Annotated in this window: 12 protein-coding genes; 9 read left to right on the forward strand and 3 right to left on the reverse strand. The window is 69.9% G+C overall.

Features of this window, described 5'->3' with window-relative positions:
* Positions 1 to 141: 141 nt before the first annotated feature.
* Positions 142 to 1,656, forward strand: a complete 1,515-nt coding sequence (locus ACGFY9_RS34010) for a sigma-70 family RNA polymerase sigma factor (RefSeq protein WP_393760593.1) — start codon at positions 142 to 144, stop codon at positions 1,654 to 1,656.
* Here the strand turns inward: ACGFY9_RS34010 and ACGFY9_RS34015 are convergent.
* The 3 genes from ACGFY9_RS34015 to ACGFY9_RS34025 form a co-directional block, all read right to left on the reverse strand.
* A complete protein-coding gene (locus ACGFY9_RS34015) occupies positions 1,631 to 4,039 on the reverse strand; it encodes a glycoside hydrolase N-terminal domain-containing protein (protein WP_393760595.1) in 2,409 nt (802 codons plus the stop codon). The two genes, ACGFY9_RS34010 and ACGFY9_RS34015, sit on opposite strands and share 26 nt — an antisense overlap.
* Positions 4,033 to 6,978, reverse strand: a complete 2,946-nt coding sequence (locus ACGFY9_RS34020) for a glycoside hydrolase family 2 TIM barrel-domain containing protein (RefSeq protein ID WP_393760597.1) — start codon at positions 6,976 to 6,978, stop codon at positions 4,033 to 4,035. The genes ACGFY9_RS34015 and ACGFY9_RS34020 overlap by 7 nt, the downstream gene beginning before the upstream one ends.
* 154 nt (positions 6,979 to 7,132) lie before the next feature.
* Positions 7,133 to 8,140: a LacI family DNA-binding transcriptional regulator gene (locus ACGFY9_RS34025; RefSeq protein ID WP_393760599.1), complete on the reverse strand. Its 1,008-nt coding sequence runs from the start codon at positions 8,138 to 8,140 to the stop codon at positions 7,133 to 7,135.
* 442 nt (positions 8,141 to 8,582) lie between these two features.
* Between ACGFY9_RS34025 and ACGFY9_RS34030 the strand changes: the two genes are divergently transcribed.
* From ACGFY9_RS34030 to ACGFY9_RS34065, 8 genes are all read left to right on the forward strand, one after another.
* A complete protein-coding gene (locus ACGFY9_RS34030; protein ID WP_393760601.1) occupies positions 8,583 to 9,905 on the forward strand; it encodes an extracellular solute-binding protein in 1,323 nt (440 codons plus the stop codon).
* On the forward strand, positions 9,902 to 10,918 hold the full coding sequence (locus tag ACGFY9_RS34035; protein ID WP_393760603.1) for a carbohydrate ABC transporter permease: 1,017 nt from the start codon (positions 9,902 to 9,904) through the stop codon (positions 10,916 to 10,918). The genes ACGFY9_RS34030 and ACGFY9_RS34035 overlap by 4 nt, the downstream gene beginning before the upstream one ends.
* Entirely contained in the window at positions 10,915 to 11,739 is an 825-nt protein-coding gene (locus ACGFY9_RS34040) for a carbohydrate ABC transporter permease (RefSeq protein ID WP_393760604.1), read from the forward strand. The genes ACGFY9_RS34035 and ACGFY9_RS34040 overlap by 4 nt, the downstream gene beginning before the upstream one ends.
* Positions 11,740 to 11,770: 31 nt before the next feature.
* Entirely contained in the window at positions 11,771 to 13,330 is a 1,560-nt protein-coding gene (locus tag ACGFY9_RS34045; protein ID WP_393760606.1) for an alpha-N-arabinofuranosidase, read from the forward strand.
* Between the two features lie 19 nt (positions 13,331 to 13,349).
* Complete coding sequence (locus tag ACGFY9_RS34050; RefSeq protein ID WP_393760608.1) at positions 13,350 to 15,440, forward strand: TIM-barrel domain-containing protein; 2,091 nt, start codon at positions 13,350 to 13,352, stop codon at positions 15,438 to 15,440.
* Positions 15,437 to 15,781, forward strand: coding sequence for a hypothetical protein (locus ACGFY9_RS34055; RefSeq protein ID WP_393760610.1), 345 nt, complete (start codon positions 15,437 to 15,439; stop codon positions 15,779 to 15,781). The genes ACGFY9_RS34050 and ACGFY9_RS34055 overlap by 4 nt, the downstream gene beginning before the upstream one ends.
* A 108-nt stretch (positions 15,782 to 15,889) precedes the next feature.
* Entirely contained in the window at positions 15,890 to 16,837 is a 948-nt protein-coding gene (locus ACGFY9_RS34060) for a glycosyl hydrolase (RefSeq protein ID WP_393760612.1), read from the forward strand.
* 44 nt (positions 16,838 to 16,881) lie between these two features.
* Complete coding sequence (locus ACGFY9_RS34065; protein ID WP_393760614.1) at positions 16,882 to 18,573, forward strand: AbfB domain-containing protein; 1,692 nt, start codon at positions 16,882 to 16,884, stop codon at positions 18,571 to 18,573.
* Positions 18,574 to 18,621 lie beyond the last annotated feature (48 nt).

Below are 18,621 nucleotides of genomic sequence, written 5' to 3' on the forward strand. Positions count from 1 at the left end.
CGTGCGGGCGGGGCGCGGATAACAGAACCGCGGAAGGGAATCTCAATCGCTTCTGGCACACTGCCAACCTTCGGAACGTCGGCATCAGGCGTTCATCGACGAAGTGGGGCGGGACAAGTGGGACGGGTTCGCTCGCAGGACGTGCGGGAGCGACCGGACGTCGCGGTGGTCGTGGCGGCGCGGGCCGGTGACCCGCAGGCGTTGGAGCACCTGGTGCGGGGCTGTCTGCCGTTGGTCTACAACATCGTCGGGCGGGCCCTCGACGGGCACAGCGACGTCGACGACGTGGTCCAGGACACGATGCTGCGAGCCCTGGACGGGCTGCCGGACCTGGAGCAACCGGAGCGGTTCCGCTCCTGGCTGGTCGCGATCGCCGTACGGCAGGTCCGCGACCGGTGGCGCAGTCGGCAGGCCCGGCCGCAGCCGGTTCTGCCGGACGAGACCGTCCAGGAGGTCGCCCCGGAGGCGGACTTCGCCGATCTGGCCATCCTCCGTCTCGCGCTGTCGGGGCAGCGGCGCGAGGCGGTGGAGGCGACCCGCTGGCTGGAGGACGAGGAACGCGAGGTCCTCTCGCTGTGGTGGCTGGAGGCCGCCGGGGAGCTGACGCGAGCCGAACTCGCGGCGGCCTGCGACCTCGCGCCGCAGCATGCCGCGGTACGGGTGCAGCGGGTCAAGGAGCGGCTGGAGTCCGGGCGGGCCGTGGTGCGGGCGCTGGCCGCATCGCCGCGCTGTGCGGAACTGGACGCACAGTTGGCCTCCTGGGACGGCCGGCCGAACGCGCGGTGGCGCAAGCGGCTGGCGCGTCATGTCCGCGACTGCCCGCAGTGCCTGTTCAACACCTCCGAACTGGTGCCCACAGAAGGGTTGTTGGGTGGCTTCGCGCTGGTGCCGGTACCGATTGGCCTGGCGGGCCTGCTGCTGGCCAAGTCGATGCCCTCGGCCTCGGCGGCGGGTGGGGTTGCTCACGCTCCCGGCGGTGCGGGCCGGGTAGGACACCTGCTGGGCAAGCTGGCGGCCAAGCCGGTGGTGACGTTGACGGCCGGGGCGGTGGCCCTCGCGGGTGGCGGTGCTCTGTACGCGTACACGCGGTCCGACACGCCTGTACGACCACCTGCGGCAAAGGCCCAGTCCCATGCCCCGGCATCGCCCACCGCTTCATCGCCACCGCCGACCTCGACGACGTCCGCCACGCCGAGCCCGACGCCGACGGCCGTCCCAACGCTCCTGGGCCGCCACGCCCTGCGATCGGCCGAGCAGTCCGGCCGCTATGTGCGGGAAGTCGGCAATCTTGGATTCCTCAGTCCCGTCGCCGCAACCAGTCCAGGGTCCGCGAAGCAGGAGGCCACCTTCCGATTCGTCGCCGGGCTGGCCGATTCCCACTGCTACTCGATCGAGGACGCCTCCGGCAGATACCTGCGCCACTACGCCTTCCGCATCCGGCTGGATGCCAACGACGGATCGGCCGTCTTCCAGAAGGACGCCACCTTCTGCGCCCGGCCCGGTTCCACCGACGGGTCGGTCTCCCTGGAGTCGTACAACTACCCCGGCCGCTACCTCCGTTACCGCGACAACCTCGAACTCTGGGTCGACCGCGCTCAGAACACCGCCGCGTTCCGCGCCAGCCGTTCCTTCACCGTGGTCGCGCCCTGGACCTGATCGCTCCCGCCTGCCATCGCAGGCGAGGGCGCACGTGGTGGACCGATGTCCCGGCTGCCGTGAAGGCCGTGCGTACGAACCCGCCGGGCAGGGGCGTGCTGTCCACCGAGACAGGGCGGCCCTCGCTGTCCGAAACCCGCAGGAGGCCTCCACCGGTGGGGGCGGTCAGCACGTAATTGCCGGGGTTGGTGAGAGTCAGCCGGGCGCTGGTGAGCAGGCCGTGCTGCCAGTCGAGGTCCACGCCGACGCCGCCCCTGGCCCGCAGCCCCCGGACGCTGCCACCCGCCCAGGCTGACGGCAGTGCGGGCAGCAGCCGCAGTTCGCCGGTGTGGCTCTGGAGGAGCATTTCGGCCATGGCTGCCGTGGCACCGAAGTTGCCGTCGATCTGAAACAGCTCCGGCGGGTGCAGGTCGAAGAGGTTGTCCGAAGTGGAGCCCGTCAGAAGGGAGTTGACACTGCGCCCGGCGAGGTCCCCGTCGCCGAGTCTCGCGGCCAGCGCGGCGACCCAGGCAAGGCTCCAGCCGGTGCCCCCACCGCCGTGCGCGAGGCGCTGGTCCAGGGCAGCGCGGGCGGCGGCGAACAGCTCCGGAGTCCCCTCGGCGTCGATCAGTGAACCGGGGTAGAGGCCGTAGAGGTGGGAGAGATGACGGTGCCCGAGGTCCTCGGCTTCGACGTCCTCCCACCATTCGGGCAACGGCTCCCCGGCCACGTACGCCACGGGCCGCAGCCGTTCGCGGGCGGTGCGCAGCGAGTCCTCGATCTCGTCGCGCAGGCCCAACTCGCCAATGGCCGCGAGGCAGTTGGCGAGGAGTTCTGCGGTGAGCCAGAGGTCCATCGTGCTCGCCGCGCCGGTGGCGACCAGTGACCCGTCGGCCGCCCGGAAGCGGTGCTCGGGTGAGGTGGAGGGACAGGTGACAAGGTGTCCTTCGGTGTCCTCGACGAGGAAGTCCAGGAGGAAGACGGCGGCCTCCCGCATCGCCGGGTACGCGCGCTCGGCGAGGAAGCGGCGGTCGGCGGTGAACCGGTAGTGCTCCCAGAGGTGCGCGCACAGCCACGCGGCGGCCATCGGCCAGTTGGCCCAACTGGGGCTGCCCTGAACCGGGTTGGTGGAGCGCCAGATGTCGACGTTGTGGTGGGCGGTCCAGCCCCGGCATCGGTAATAGGCCTGAGCGGTGCGCCGGCCGGCCTTGGCGAGGTCGTCGATCAGGTCGAAGAGCGGTTCATGGCATTCCGGCAGACCGGTGGTCTCTGCATGCCAGTAGTTCATCTGGAGGTTGATGTTGGTGGTCCAGTTGGACTGCCAGGGCGGCTGGACCGCGGTATTCCAGATGCCCTGGAGATTGGCCGGCTGGGAGCCGGGACGGGAGGAGGCGATGAGCAGGTAGCGGCCGTACGCGAAGTGCAGCGCGGCCAGGCCCGGATCGTCGGCGCCCGCTCTGACCGCGGCGAGCCGTTCGTCGGTCGGCAGGTCGTCGAGCGCCGGGTCGTGGTCCAGGCGTAGGTCGGTTCGTCCCTGGAGGGCCCGGTGGTCTGCGGCGTGCTCGGCGCGCAGCCGCTCGTACGGCATGGCCGCGGCGGTCTCCAACTGCCGTACGACGTCGGTGTCCAGGCCCGACTCCGGGCCGAGCGGGGTGCGGTTCCAGCCCCGGTAGCCGGTCGTGGTGGCAACGAGCAGGGTGGCCGTCGTCGCTCCGGTGACGCGCAGGCCTCCGTCCGTGGTGCGCTCGGCGGTGCCGTTCCGGTCGGTCCGGACATGCAGTCCGGCGGCGAATCCGGTCCCCGCGTCGGGCGCGTAGGTGACGGCGTCGGGGCCGGTGGCCTCGAACCGCACATGCGCGGGGGCGCGGCCCGTGATGACCGCGCCCGGTACCGATCCCGGGTGCGCAGAGTGAAGGCGGGCCGTGAACGTCAGGGCCGCCGGGCGGTCACAGCTCAGCCGTACCGCGAGGACGCCCGCGACCGCCGACACGAACAGCTCGCGGGTATGGCGTACGCCGTCGGCGGTGTACGCGACCGTGGCGACGCCTTCGGACAGGTCCAACTCCCGCCGGTAAGCGGTGACTTCACCGGTGTGGTCCAAGTCGAACAGGAGGGTGCCGAGCGGTTGGTACGCCTCGGTGAACGGACCCTGCATCCGCCTGGCCAACTCCTCGGCGCGCACGTGGTCGCGGTCACGGAGCACTGCCTCGCGCAGGGCGGGAAGGTGCTCTGCGGCCCCGGCGTCATTGTGGTCTCCGGGACCGCCGGACCAGAGGGTGTCGGCGTTGAGGTCGATCCGCTCCCGCAGGCGGCGCCCGTGCACCATCGCGCCCAGGGACCCGTTGCCCAGCGGCAGCGCCGCGAGGAAGTCCGCCGCGGGCTGCCGGTACCAGAGTGTCAGCACGCGCGGAAGCCTAGCGTCAACGTGACAGGCCTGGCGTCGAGTTGGAACTGGGGCTGGGTGCGCGGACCGCAGGCGCCGCTGCCGATGCCGTGGTGCGCGGCGTCGAGGTTGACATACACACGGTCGCGGGGCAGCAGATCGCTGGTGTGCCGTGCGGCGTCGAGGTCCTCGCTGGTCCAGCGGCGCACGGTGAGATCGGTGTACGGGTACCCGGTGACGGTCAGTCCGGCGCCGTCCGGGCCGGTGAGGCGGGCGTGGCGCACCTGGCGCCGGTTGCCGTTCTCCTGCGGCAGGACGTACGGCGTCTGGAGATCGTCGACGGCGGCGCCGAACTGCCCGACGCGGACGGCGGCGGTCGTGTCGGAGTACGCCTCACCGGGTCCGAGCCCGAACCAGTCGACCGTCTCGATGTCACCCGGGAGCGCCAGGCGGATGCCGATGCGGGGGAGCGGGCAGGGCCAGGTGCCCACGGGCTCGGTGGCCAGGGCGAGTTGGAGCAGGCCGGGGTCATCGGCGTCGGCGGCCCAGCGGAAGACCGTACGCATGGCGAAGTCGGCGCCCGCGGGAGCGGTGCGCGTGATGACGTCCAGGCCGCCGTCGTGCGGGTGAAGGTCGACCAGCCGTGTTTCCAAGCGGTCGAGGCCCGCCTTGCGCCATGCCTCGGCGAGAGGACCGTTCCAGGTGCGCAGGTCGTTGTCGATGGGGGCGCGCCACAAGTCGAGCCGGGGGCCGTCGACTTCGAGGCCGCCCAGTCCGGTCAGCGTTCCGGATACGGCGTCGAAGACCGCGGGTCCGAGGGCGTAGGCGCCGTCGGTGAGGGCCGGGGCCACCGGCCGGAGCAGCGGTGGGGCTTCCGGCGAAGGGCCTACGACAGCAGCCTGGGCCCAGGCGATCTCGTGGCCGTCCGGCGCCCACGGCTCGTCCTCCGCGAGTTCCGCGACGACCGTGACCCACCGCTCGTCGCCGTCCTCCAGGGGTGCGTCGCAGAGTTTGGTGAGCGCCTCGGGCCAGGGCAGCTCCCCGTCGGCGCCCGCGGGCACCGGCTGGACCGCCAACTCCCCGTCCTCGCACGGCTGTCCGCTGTCCTCGACCGACCAGCGGAACCGCAGATGGGCGGTGTCCAGGGTGTGCAGCAGGTTCCGGACGCGTACCGTCCTCGACGTGGTGTCGACGGTGATCCGCACCGGCTCCACGGCCTTCTTGTACTCCGTGAGGCCGGGGGAGGGGGTGCGGTCGGCGAAGACCAGTCCGTCGCAGCAGAAGTTGTCGTCGTGCACCGGCTCGCCGAAGTCGCCGCCGTACGCGAAGTGTTCGCGGCCCTCAGGGGTCCGGCGCCGGACGCCGTGGTCGATCCACTCCCAGACGAAGCCGCCGTGCAGCCGGGGGTGGGCCTCGAAGAGTTCCTGGTACTCGCTCAGACCGCCCGGGCCGTTGCCCATGGCGTGCGCGTACTCGCAGAGGATGACCGGCAGTTCGCGGCGCCGTGCGTCCAGCGCGGGGTCCTCGGCGACCGCTTCCTGGCCCCGGCCCAGGAGGCCCACCTCGCCGTGGTCGGCGTACATCAGGCTGAAGACGTCGGTGTACGGGCAGTTGTAGTCGCCCTCGTAGTGGATGAGCCGGTCCGGGTCGCGATCCTTCGCCCAGGCGGCCATGGCCGCGAGGTTGGTGCCGGTGCCCGCCTCGTTGCCGAGCGACCACATGACCACGCTGGGGTGGTTCTTGTCGCGCTCGACCATGCGGCGCATCCGGTCCAGATAGGCCTCGCGCCAGCGCGGGTCGTCGCTCGGATTGCCCATCCAGCCGACCAGCCCGAAGCCGTGCGTCTCCAGGTCGCACTCGTCGACGACCCACAGGCCGTAGGTGTCGCACAGGTCGAGAAACGCGGGGTCCGGCGGATAGTGGCTCGTCCGGACGGAGTTGACGTTGTGACGCTTCATCAGCAGCACGTCGGTGAGCATGTCCTCGTGGCTGAGGGTGCGTCCGGTGTCGGGGTGCCACTCGTGGCGGTTGACGCCGCGGAAGAGCAGGGGCCGCCCATTGGCGAGGATGACACCGTCCACCACCTCGATCCGGCGGAAGCCGATCCGCAGGGGGATCCGCTCGCCGTCGGTCACCAACTCGCCCTCGTAGAGGCGTGGTTGCTCGGCGGACCAGGGGACGACGCCGGGAGCGGGGTGCGGTCCCGACGGGTCGGCGTCGACGATGCCCAGCGCGGGGACGTTCAGCCGGGCCGTGCCGTCGGTCCGCACGGAGAGGGTGCCGTCGCCGGTGAGGTGGTCGTAGTCGGCGTGCACGAAGAAGTCGGTCAGCGCGCCGACCGGGCGGGAGACCAGGGTGACGGGCCGGAAGATCCCCGACAGCCACCACATGTCCTGGTCCTCCAAGTAGCTGCCGGAGGACCACTGGTGCACCCGGACCGCGAGGACGTTGCGACCCGGCCGCAGGGCGTCGGTGACGTCGAACTCCGTGGGCAGGCGGCTGCCCTTGCCGTCGCCGAGCGGCGTGCCGTTGAGCCAGGCGGCGAAACAGGAGTCGACCCCCTCGAAGCGCAACAGGGCGCGTCCCTCGGGCCAGTTGTCAGGGAGGAGGAACTCGCGGCGGTACTCGCCGGTCGGGTTGGAATCCGGTACGTGGGGCGGATCCACCGGGAACGGATAGACCTGGTTGGTGTACGCGGGCGGTCCGAAGCGCGGCTCACCCGGCAGCCCTTGCATCTGCCAGCAGGACGGCACCGGGATCGTGTCCCAGCCGCTGTCGTCGAAACCGGCTTCCTGGAATCCCTCGACGACCTGCGGCAGCCCGGCGGCCAGATGGAAGCGCCAGGGTCCGGTCAGATCCAGTTCCGGGGCGTCGGAGGTGAAGGCGGCACGGGGCCGTTCGCGACCGCGGCCCGGTGAGTAGCTCTCCAGGTAGTCGTGGGTGATGGGTTCACTCGTCACAACAGGGGCCTTCTCTCGGTGAGTTGAGGGTGCACGGTCCCGGGCGACACGTGCGCGGGGGAGTGCGTGGGCATGGCGGTGCACGCGCCGAGCGGGGAGTGATCGACACGTGGGGTTTCCAGGCGGCCGGCGCTCTCGACGCCGTACCGGAATGTCAGTGGACGCGGGGCGGTGCCGAACTCGCGCGGGGGACGACTTCGGGCCGCAGGAGGGTCAGGGACGGGGCCGCCGGCCTGCTGTTGGCGATTCCCCGCCACAGCAACTCGGTGGCTTCCCTGGCCATTTGACGCTTCGGCAGGGCCACTGTGGTCAGGGGCGGATGGGCGTGAGCTGCCTGGGGGATGTCGTCGATGCCGACGACCGAGATGTCCTCCGGCACCCGGAGTCCCTGGTGCCGGCAGACTTCCATCACCCCCAGGGCGATGGCGTCGGTGGAGGTGAACACAGCCGTCACGGGCTCCGGTGCACGGAGCTGCGGCAGGGCTCGTAGCGCCGCCTCATAACCGGACTCGGGGGTCGCTCCCGGTGCGGTGAACACCAGGTCGTCGGGGACCGTGATCCCGTCCTCGGCGAAGGCCCGCCGGACGCCGGCCACCCGGACACGGTGTGCGGGGAGGTCCGCGATCACCGCCAACCGCCGGTGGCCGAGCGCCCGGAGGTGCCGTCCGGCCAGATAGCCGGCCTTCTCGTAGTCGATGGTGACCACGGGCAGCGTGTCCGGGGGATCGATCTCCCAGGCGCACAGAACGACCGGCAGCTCCAACTCGCTCTGGGGGGAGAGCTGTTCGTCCAACTCGAAGTCGCCGGCCACCAGCAGCGCGTCCACCGACCGGTTGGAGAGGGTGGCCAGTTGACGCCGGGCGCGGTCCCCGTCGCCCCGGGTGGTGGCCAGCAACAGGTGATAACCGCGCTCCTCCAGCAGCATCTCCACCTCCTCCACCACCTCCGAGTAGAAGGGGTTGGCAATGGTGGGCACGATGAAGCCGATGGTCATGGTGGTGCCCGTGGACAGGCTCCGGGCCACCAGGTTGGGTGTGTAACCCAGTTCCGTGATGGCGGCCTCGACTCTCGCCCTGGTCTCGGGGCTGACGACGGTGCGCCCCCGGACCACGTTGGAGACGGTCTGCTTGGTGACGCCGGCGCGCTTCGCGACGTCGGCCATGGTGACCACGGGGCGGGTCCACCTCTCATTTGACCGGTAAAACTTACTGTGTTCTGGATTGTTGCAGCGACGTCGAAGGCCGGTCAAGGTGCCGCACAACCCCTTGCGGAGTCCACCCGATGGCAATAGAAACCGGTTGTGCGAGACCTCTTGACGCTCCTGACACACGTAGTTAACGTCACTCCGCAACGGCATTTGACCGGTCAAAAACCGTGCTGTGACAGTGCTTTGTCGCTTTGTCCCTTCACCGGGTGAGGCGGAGCCGACCCCGACGGCCCGCGATCCCCCACCGCCCCCACCACAGTCAGGCGGGAATTCCACGCGCCCTCCCCACGGCCGCGCCGTGCCCGCTCCCCGTCAACAGAAGTCCTGCGAAAACAGAAGTCCTGCGAAGAAGCCGGAAAGGCAGGAAGCAGTCATGCGGTCCACAACTGGTGCTCCGATGTCACGGCGTCGGTTCCTCACCACCTCCACCGGGGTCGCCGCCGCGGCCACCGCGGGCGGCCTGCTCTCGGGCTGTGCCGGCTCGGTGTCGTCGGGCAAGTCCGGGGGCAAGACCACCGTGACGATCATGTCGAACGGCACCGAACTGGGCACGGCCGCCGACATCAAGGCGGCCGAGAAGGCGCTCGGCCTCACTCTCAAGGTGGTCAAGTACGACCTCACCCGGCTGACCGCCATGCTCACCGCCGGCAGCCCTCCTGACATCGTCCGCGGTCAGGGCGCCGTGGACACCCCCTACCTCGCGGCGCACGGTGTCGCCCAGGACCTGGACGACTACTTCGCCAGGAGCAGCATCCTCAAGGTCGGCGATCTGGACCCGGTCAACGACGTCTGGCGCTACGACGGCAGGGCACAGGGCAAGGGACCCCGCTACGGCATGGCGAAGGACTACTCCCAGGACAACATGATCTGGTACAACACCGGGCTGTTCGACCAGGCCGGTCTGGACTACCCCAGCGACACCGAGCCGATGACCTACGACGAGGCCTTCGACAAGGGCAAGGCCCTCACCCGGACCGGCAAGAAGGCCAAGGTCTACGGGATGAGCTTCGCCGGCAACACCGCGAACTTCCTGACCATGATCGCCTCTCAGGGGGGTCGGCTCTTCACCGACGACTTCTCCGCCGTCGACTTCTCCAGCCCGGAGGGGATCAACGCCCTCACCTGGTATCTGAAGCTGGCCAAGGCCGGCATCACGCCCAGCATCGCCAACCCCGACCCCAACGGATGGGACTGGCCCACCTTCCAGGCCAACCGTATGGCGATCGCCACCGACGGCTACTGGTTCGGCGGCATGGTGGCCACCGACACGAAGAGCGCCAAGATCGCGCGCTTCGCCCCCGCCCCGCAGTTCGGCAGCACCCGGGTGAGCTCCTGCTCCGGAGCGACCGGCTACTGGATGCCCAAGGCGGGCAAGAACAAGGACGCGGCCTGGGAGGCGTACGAGTACTTCCTCGGCGGGGCACCCGCCAAGGCGCGTGCGAAGAGCGGCGGCGGACTGCCTGCACTGAAGTCCCTGCGCCCCCTGCTGCCGCAGACCGAGGCCTACCAGAAGCAGGCGTACGCGGTGCAGGAGAGGGAACTGCCCTACTTCTCGGTGATCTCCTTCACGCCGTACGCCCGGCTCGACGCCCTCGACGCCGTGATCAACCAGGTGATGCCCGCGGCGATCAAGGGGAACGTGGCCCCGGGAAAGCTGGCGGACCAGCTCAACTCCGGAATCAACAAACAGCTCGCGAACGGCAAGAAGCTGGTCAAGTGAGTACGGGCCAGCTCGCCGGAGCCTCCGTCAAGCCCGCGAAGCCCTCCGGGACCACGCGGGTGACCGCGGGCCGGGGCAGCGGCCGGCGGGCAGGCCGCAGGGGCGCGATGGCCCGCCAGCGGTCCCGGGTCTTCTATCTCTGTGTCGCGCCATGGGCGCTCGGGTTCGTCGCCCTCACGCTGTATCCCCTGGGGTACGCGCTGTGGCTGAGCCTGACCGATTCCGACGGCATCTCGGGGAACGCGAGTTTCATCGGCCTGGACAACTACAAGGAACTGCTCGCGGACCCGGTCACCCGGGAGACCCTGGTCCGCACCGGAGTCTTCGTCGCGGTCGTCGTGCCGCTGGGCATCATGGCGGGACTCGCCCTCGCGGTGCTGCTCAACCGCCCGATCCGGGGCCGGGGGGTCTTCCGTACCCTGCTCTATCTGCCGGCGGTGTTCCCGCCGGTGGGTGCGGCGATGGCGTTCAAGATGATCTTCGACCGTGACGCCGGCGCGGCCAACGGCCTGCTCGCCTTCGCCGACATCAACCCGGTCACCTGGCTCACGGATCCCTACGCCCGGTACGTGCTGATGATGCTCACCCTCTGGGGCTGCGGAAACGCCATGATCATCTCCTTGGCGGGGCTGCAGGACATGCCCAAGGAACTGCACGAGGCCGCACGCATCGACGGTGCCAACGCCTGGCAGGTGTTCCGAAGCATCACCGTTCCCCTGTTGTCGCCGGTGATCTTCTTCCAGGTCATCACCGGCGTCATCGGGGCCCTCCAGAGCGCGCTGCCGCTGCTCCTGGCGGCGAATCCGGGTACCGCCGGGGTCACCACAGTGCCTCAGGGCGACTACCTCTACATGATCAACGTGTTCGCGCAGTACCTCGCGTACGGCCGCTTCGGCTACGCCTCCGCGCTGCTGTGGGTGCTGTTCGCCGTGATCCTCGTCATCACCGCTGTGATCTTCAAGTTGAGCTCCGGTGCGGTGTTCTACAACTTCGAGCCGGAGACGAAGAAATGATTCTCGCTCGTCGCACCAGCATGTATCTGATCCTCATCGCGCTGGTCACGCTGTTCATCAGCCCCTTCGGCTGGCTGGTCATCACCGCCCTCAAGGACAGCTCCGAGCTGGCCGCCTACCCGCTGCACTGGACGCCCCACGAATGGGAGTGGAGCAACTTCTCCAGGGCCCTCACGGACATCCCCTACCTCGCCTACGCCAGGAACTCACTGACCATCGCCCTCATCTATTCGACGCTGGTCACGCTCAGTTCGGCATGGGCGGGCTTCGGGTTCGCCCGGCTGAGCGCCCCGGGCAAGCGGGTCCTCTTCGGGATACTGCTGTCCACGATGATGATGCCGGCGATGATCACCCTCATCCCCACCTACATCATCTTCGCCAAGGTCGGGATGGTGGACACCTACTGGCCCTGGGTCCTGTGGGGACTGTCCGGGGCCCCCTACCTGATCTTCCTGTTCCGGCAGTTCTTCGCGAACATGCCCCGGGAGCTGGAGGAGGCCGCGATCGTCGACGGCTGCGGTTACGGCCGGATCTTCTGGCGGATCTTCCTGCCGCAGTCCTGGCCGGTGCTGGCCACCAGCGTGGTGCTGTCGTTCACCTGGACCTGGGGTGACTACATCGCCCCGTCCCTTCTGCTCAGTGCGGACCACACCACCCTGGCCGTCGCGGTGGCCACCGAGTACGTCGTCCCCTCGACCGGCGCCCCGATCAACAACCTCCTCGCGGCCGGCGCGGTCATGTACATCATCCCCGTCCTGCTGCTCTTCCTCGTCCTCCAGAAGGGGTTCGTAACCGGGGTGTCCACCTCGGGCCTGAAGTAGAGACGGTCTCCCCGAAATCCAAGGACTCTCCATGTCTTCGCCTCGCCCTGCCCGTTTCACCCTCGACCCCGCCTTCGGCATCGGCACCGTCCATCCACGGCTGTACGGCTCCTTCGTCGAGCACCTGGGCCGCTGCGTGTACAGCGGTCTCTACGAGCCCGGACACCCCGACGCCGACGAGAGCGGCCTACGGGAGGACGTCCTCGCGCTCGTCCGCGAACTCGGCGTCACCACCGTCCGCTACCCGGGCGGCAACTTCGTCTCGGGCTACCGCTGGGAGGACGGCGTCGGCCCGGTCGAGCGCCGGCCCCGGCGCCTGGAGCCGGCCTGGCGCTCCACCGAGACCAACGAGTTCGGCCTGGCCGAGTTCATCGGCTTCTGCGCCAAGGCGGACATCGAGCCGATGATGGCCGTCAATCTCGGCACCCGTGGGGTGGAGGACGCCGGCCGGCTCCTCGACTACGCGAACCACCCGGGTGGCACCGAACTCTCCGACCTCCGGGCCGCGCACGGGAACAAGGAGCCGTTCGGCATCCGCATGTGGTGCCTGGGCAACGAGGTGGACGGCCCCTGGCAGATCGGACACAAGAGCGCCGGGGAGTACGGCCAGGTCGCCCGCGAGACCGCCAACCTCATGAAGATGATCGACCCCGGCCTCGAACTGGTCGTCGCCGGTTCCTCCAGCTTCGCGATGCCGACGTTCGGCACCTGGGAGTCGACGGTCCTGACCGAGTGCTACGACAAGGTCGACCACGTCTCCCTGCACGCCTACTACGAGATGAAGGGCGAGCACCCCGACCGCGACTCGTTCCTCGCCTCGGCGGTGGAGATGGAGCGGTACATCGAGGCGGCGCTCGCCACCTGCGACCACGTGGGCGCCACGCTCAAGTCCCAGAAGAAGATGATGATCTCCTTCGACGAGTGGAACGTCTGGCACAGCGAGCCCGCGTCGCCGCCCGCCTTCCGTCCCGAGGACGACTGGCCGCACGCCCCACGGCTCCTGGAGAACAACTACACGCTCACCGACGCCGTACTCGTCGGCTCACTGATGATCGCCCTGCTGCGCCACGCCGACCGGGTCACCGCCGCCTCCCTCGCCCAGCTGGTCAACGTCATCGCCCCGATCCTGACCGAGCCGGGCGGCCCCTCCTGGCGGCAGACCACCTTCTTCCCCTTCGCCCAGGCGTCGAAGTACGGCCGGGGCCGGGTGCTGCGCGTCGAGGTGGACAGCCCGACCCACACCACCGGGCGCTACGGCGAGGTCGACCTGCTGCATGCCACGGCCGTCCACGACGAGCAGGCCGGCACGATCACCGTCTTCGCCGTCAACCGCAGCCTGACCCGGCATCTCCCGCTGGAAGTGGACCTCCGCGGTCTCGGCGCCGTCCGGGCCGTCGAGCACCTGCTGCTCACCGGCGACGACCCCGACGCCCGCAACACCCTGACGGACCCCGAACGGATCGCTCCGCGCACGGCCGACGTCAGTGGCGTCACCGGTGACGTACTGACCTCCACGCTGCCGCCGCTGTCCTGGAACGTCATCCGCCTGGCCATCGACAGCGCCAACGCGCCCTCCACCGCCCAGAGTTGAGAAGGAGGCCACGGAACCCATGACTGTCTTCACCACCCAGGACGGCGCCCTCGAACGGCGCGCCCCGCACGAGATCCTCGTCATCGAACCCTGGGGCCCGCACGCGGTACGGGTCCGCGCCCGAGCCCTCCGGAACCCGGACGACACCATCGCCGGCCGCAGCCTGGACGGCAGCAGCGTCACGCACTCCGACGACGGCGACACCGTAGAAGGAATCGACGAAACCCTGCCCGGCGCCCTCGACATCCCTCCGCCCGACTCCACCCCCACCGCGACCGCGCACCCGGACGGCACCGCCCGGCTCGTCAACGGCCGCATCACCGTCGAGGCCGACCAGGACGGCAAGCTGCGTTTCCTGCACACCGCGACCGGTCGCGAACTCCTCGCCGACAAGCGCCCGTACACCTGGTATCCGGAGCCCCGCACGTTCGCACCGCTCGGCGACGACGGCACCTACCGCATCGAGCAGAGCTTCGAGGCGTACGACGGTGAGCGCGTCCACGGGCTCGGCCAGCATCTGCACGGCCGCCTCGACCAGAAGGGGCTGGTGATCGACCTGGTCCAGGGAAACACCATCGTCACCATCCCCTTCCTGCACTCCTCCCGCGGCTACGGTCTGCTGTGGAACAACCCCGCGACGGGCCGGGTCGAACTGGGCGGCGACACGACCCGCTGGGTCGCGGACCAAGCGCGACAGCTCGACTACTGGATCACCGCGGGCGACACCCCCGCCGAGATCATGCGGGCGTACGCCGACGTCACCGGCCGTCCGCCCCTGGTGCCCGAGTGGGCCACGGGCTTCTGGCAGTCGAAGCTGCGCTACCGCAGCCAGGACGAACTCCTCGCCGTGGCACGGGAGTACAAGGAGCGCGGCCTGCCGCTGGCCGTGATCGTCTGCGACTTCTTCCACTGGACCCACATGGGGGACTGGGACTTCGACCGGACCGACTGGCCCGATCCCGAGGGCATGGTCAAGGAGTTGGAGGCACTCGGCGTCAAGCTCGCCGTGTCCGTCTGGCCCACGGTGGAGCCCGGCAGCGACAACTACGCCGCCCTGCGCGACGCGGGACTCCTCGTCCGCGACCGCCACGGCGGCCTGCTGACCTTCCCCTGGCCGTCCCGCGGCCACGGCGGGAACCATCGGCCGATGGCGTACCTCGACGCCACCGAGCCTGGTGCCCGCCGCTACCTCTGGCAGCAACTGCGCGAGCACTACCGCGAGTTGGGCGTCGCCGCCTTCTGGCTGGACGCCTGCGAACCCGACCTCACCCCGGAGCTGGCCGCCCGCGCGGTCTACGCGGCGGGTCCCGGCGTCCAGGTCGGCACCATGTACGGCCTCGCGCAGGCACGTGCCGTCGCCGAAGGGCTTCAACAGGACGGTGACGACCGCCCGTTCAGCCTGATCCGCTCCGCCTGGGCCGGCAGCCAGCGCCACGGCGCCGCCCTGTGGTCCGGCGACATCCGCCCCACCTTCGAGTCCCTCGCACAGCAGGTACGGGCCGGCCTGAACGTCGCGATGAGCGGCATCCCCTGGTGGAACACGGACATCGGCGGCTTCGGCGGCGGCGACCCCACCGACCCGGCGTACCAGGAGGTCATGGTCCGCTGGTTCCAGTACGGCACCTTCAGCCCGGTCATGCGGATGCACGGCGACCGGCAGCCCAACTGGCCCACTTTCTCAGCAGACATGACCGGCGGGCCGAACGAGGTCTGGTCCTACGGACAGGAGGCGTATCCGATCCTGTGCGCGCATCTGCGCCTCCGCGAGCGCCTCCGCCCGTACCTGCTGGAACTCTCCGAGGCCACGCACCGCACCGGCGCCCCCGTCATGCGCCCGCTGTTCTTCGACTTCCCGGACGACGGGCAGGCTTGGAGCGTCGACGACCAGTTCCTGCTCGGCCCCGACGTCCTCGTCGCCCCGGTCACCGAGGCGGGCGCCAGAAGCCGCACGGTCCACCTCCCGGCAGGCGCCCGCTGGACCGACACCGCCACCGGCGAACTCCACGCGGGCGGCACGGTGTTGGAGGCGCCCGCGCCGCTGGAGCGCATCCCGGTCTTCGTCCGCGAAGGTGCCGCTGTGGCCGCCGCGTTCACGGGGAGCGCCGGATGACGACGGATACGACGGCCAGTACGGCAGCCTGTACGACGATTCGTGTCGATGCGCGTCCCGGCGCCGGGCGGCCCATCAGCGCGGATCTGTTCGGTGCCTGCGTCGAGGACATCAACTACGCGGTGGACGGCGGGTTGTACGCCGCGCGCGTCCAGAACCGCTCCTGCGAGCACAGCGCCGAGGACGCGCCCGGCCGGCACTCCTTGGCGGCCTGGGACGCGGTGCGACTCGGGGGCGGACGAGGCGAGTTGCGCACTGAGACGGTCGATCGGCTCCATCCGGTGAACCTCATCGACACCGCCTGCGACCGCGGGCTGCCCGTGGCGACGAACTGCCGCTGACCGACGAGCAGTTCGCCCTCCGAGCCGAGCGCCGCCGACAGCTCGACATCTTCTGCCCGTAATCGCCGCTGCCTCCGCCCGCCCCGCACCGACAAGGAGCCCCCAGCAGTGACCTCGCCCCTCGCCCCCGCCGCCCCGCTCTTCCGGGACCCGGTCCATGACGGTGCCGCCGACCCCACCCTGATCCGCAACCGGGACACCGGCGAGTGGTGGATGTTCTACACCGCACGACGTGCCGACCTCGCCACCGAGGGTGTGGGCTGGGTGCACGGCACCGACATCGGCGTCGCCACCAGCGCGGACGACGGCCGCACCTGGAGCTACCGCGGCATCGCCCAGGGCCTGGCCCACGAGCCGGGCCGCAACACCTACTGGGCACCGGAGATCCTCTGGCACGACGGCTGTTACCACATGTACGTCTCCTACGTCTCCGGCGTACCCACCGACTGGGACGCCGACCGGCACATCCTGCACCACACCTCCCGGGACCTCGTGAACTGGCGCTTCGAGTCGGTCCTTGACCTGTCGAGTGACCGGGTCATCGACGCCTGCGTCTGGCCGCTGCCCGACGGGAGTTGGCGCATGTGGCACAAGGACGAGGCCGACGGCAACCGTATCCACGCGGCAGACTCGCCCGACCTGTTCACCTGGCGGCCCATCGGCCGCGCACTGGACGACCAGGCGCAGGAAGGGCCCAACGTCTTTCGGCACCACGGCAGTTACTGGATGGTCACGGACTTCTGGTCCGGGCTGCTGGTCTACCGCTCCGACGACCTGGCCCACTGGACGCGGCAGGACGAGCCGCTCCTCGCGGGCAACGGTCTGCGCCCCGGCGACGACGGTGCCGGCCACCACGCCTTCGCGCTCTCCCAGGGCGAGGACGACGCCTACCTCTTCTACTTCACACACTCCGCCGGCGGGCAGCGCTCCTGTGTTCAGGCCGCCCCGCTGGCGGTGCACGACGGCCGACTGCGCTGCGATCGCGACGCCGCCTTCGGTCTGCGTCTGCGAGCGGACCGGACGCCCGCTCTCCGGGGCGGCAACCAGCCGTCCTGACGGACCCCCCCCACAGCAGCAACCACAGGGCAAAGGAGCCCGACGTGACAGAAAGAGCCGCACCGCCACCGAAAGGCACCACCCGCCGCAACGTACTCAAAGCCGCCGCAGGGGTCGGCGCCGCCGCCCTGGCGAGCCCGCTCCTCACCGCGGGCCCGGCCTCGGCCGCGAGCCTGGTCCACCCCGGAATGCTGCACACCCAGGCCGACTTCGACCGCATGGCCGCCAAGGTCAGTGCCGCCGCCCAGCCCTGGCAGGACAGTTGGGCCGTACTGATCGCCAACTCCCACTCCCTGCCCACGTACACGGCCAACCCGCAGTCGGTCATCTACCGGGGCGACGGCAGCGTCGAGAACTACCCCGTCCTGTACAACGACGTGGCAGCCGCCTACCAGAACGCGCTGCGCTGGAAGATCCAGGGCGCCGGCGAGCACGGCAACGCCGCCCGCGACATCCTCAACGCCTGGTCGTCCACGCTCACCGAGATCTCCGGCAGCGCCGACCGCTTCCTGGCCGCCGGGATCTACGGCTACGAACTCGCCAACGCGGCCGAGATCATGCGCGGTTACAGCGGCTTCGACCTCACCGCGTCCCAGAACCTGATGCGGAACGCCTTCTACCCGCTCAGCAGCGACTTCCTGGCCAACCACAACGGCGCCTACGACAGCAACTACTGGGCGAGCTGGGACCTCTGCAACATCGCCTGCGTCCTGGCCACCGGCATCCTCTGCGACGACCAGGCCAAGGTCGACGAGGCCATCACCTACTTCAAGTCCGGTGTGGGGATGGGCTCCATCGAGAACGCCATCCCCTACCTGTACGACGACCAGGGCCTGGCGCAGTGGGTGGAGAGCGGCCGCGACCAGGGCCACACCATGCTGGGCATCGGCCTGGTGGCCACCATCTGCGAGATGGCCTGGCACCAGGGCTACGACCTGTACGGCTACGACAGCAACCGCTTCATGAAGGCGTGCGAGTACGTCGCCCGCTACAACCTCGGCGAGGACGTCCCCTTCACCTCCTGGACCTGGCACTACGGCGCCCCCGGCGTCTGGGAGGGCTGGCAGACCTTCACCGCGCCGGCCACCGACAGCAGGGGCCAGGTCCGCCCGATCTGGGCGCAGATCCACAACCACTACGCGGTCCGCAAGGGCCTGTTCGTACCCAACACGGCCGCGTACGCCAAGATCGTCGAACCCGAGGGCGGGGGAGGCGACTACGGCTCGACCAGCGGCGGCTACGACCACCTCGGCCTGACCCAGCTGACCTCCACCGAGCAGACCCGCACCACCCTGCCCACCGGGGTGACCCGCTCCCTCCAGTCGGTCAACTATCCGACGTACTACGCCACTTACGGCTCCGACAGTCTCGGCGTGCTGACCCAGGTCACGTCCTCCAGTTCGGCCACGCAGAAGACCGAGGCCAGCTTCACCATCGTGGCGGGGCTCGCCGACTCCAAGGGCTACTCCTTCCGGTCCTCCGACGGCCGCTATCTGCGGCACTACGCGTTCCGGATCGAGCTGGACACCAGCGACGGCACGGACGCCTTCAACGCGGACGCCACCTTCTACGCCCTGCCCGGCTCGACGAGCGGGTCGGTGCGGCTGGTGTCCCACAACTACCCGGGCCGCTGCATCCGGCACCGCAACTACCAGCTGTGGGTGGACACGTACGACCTCGTCGGCGGCACCTTCCCGGCCGACAGCTCCTTCGTCCCCGTCACCGCCTGGGCCTGACCGACATCCAACCACCCCCGTAATCGGCCGCCGCCCGCGCTCCTCCGC

Origin of the sequence: Streptomyces sp. NPDC048504, assembly GCF_043200035.1 — a bacterium.
Lineage (GTDB): Bacteria > Actinomycetota > Actinomycetes > Streptomycetales > Streptomycetaceae > Streptomyces.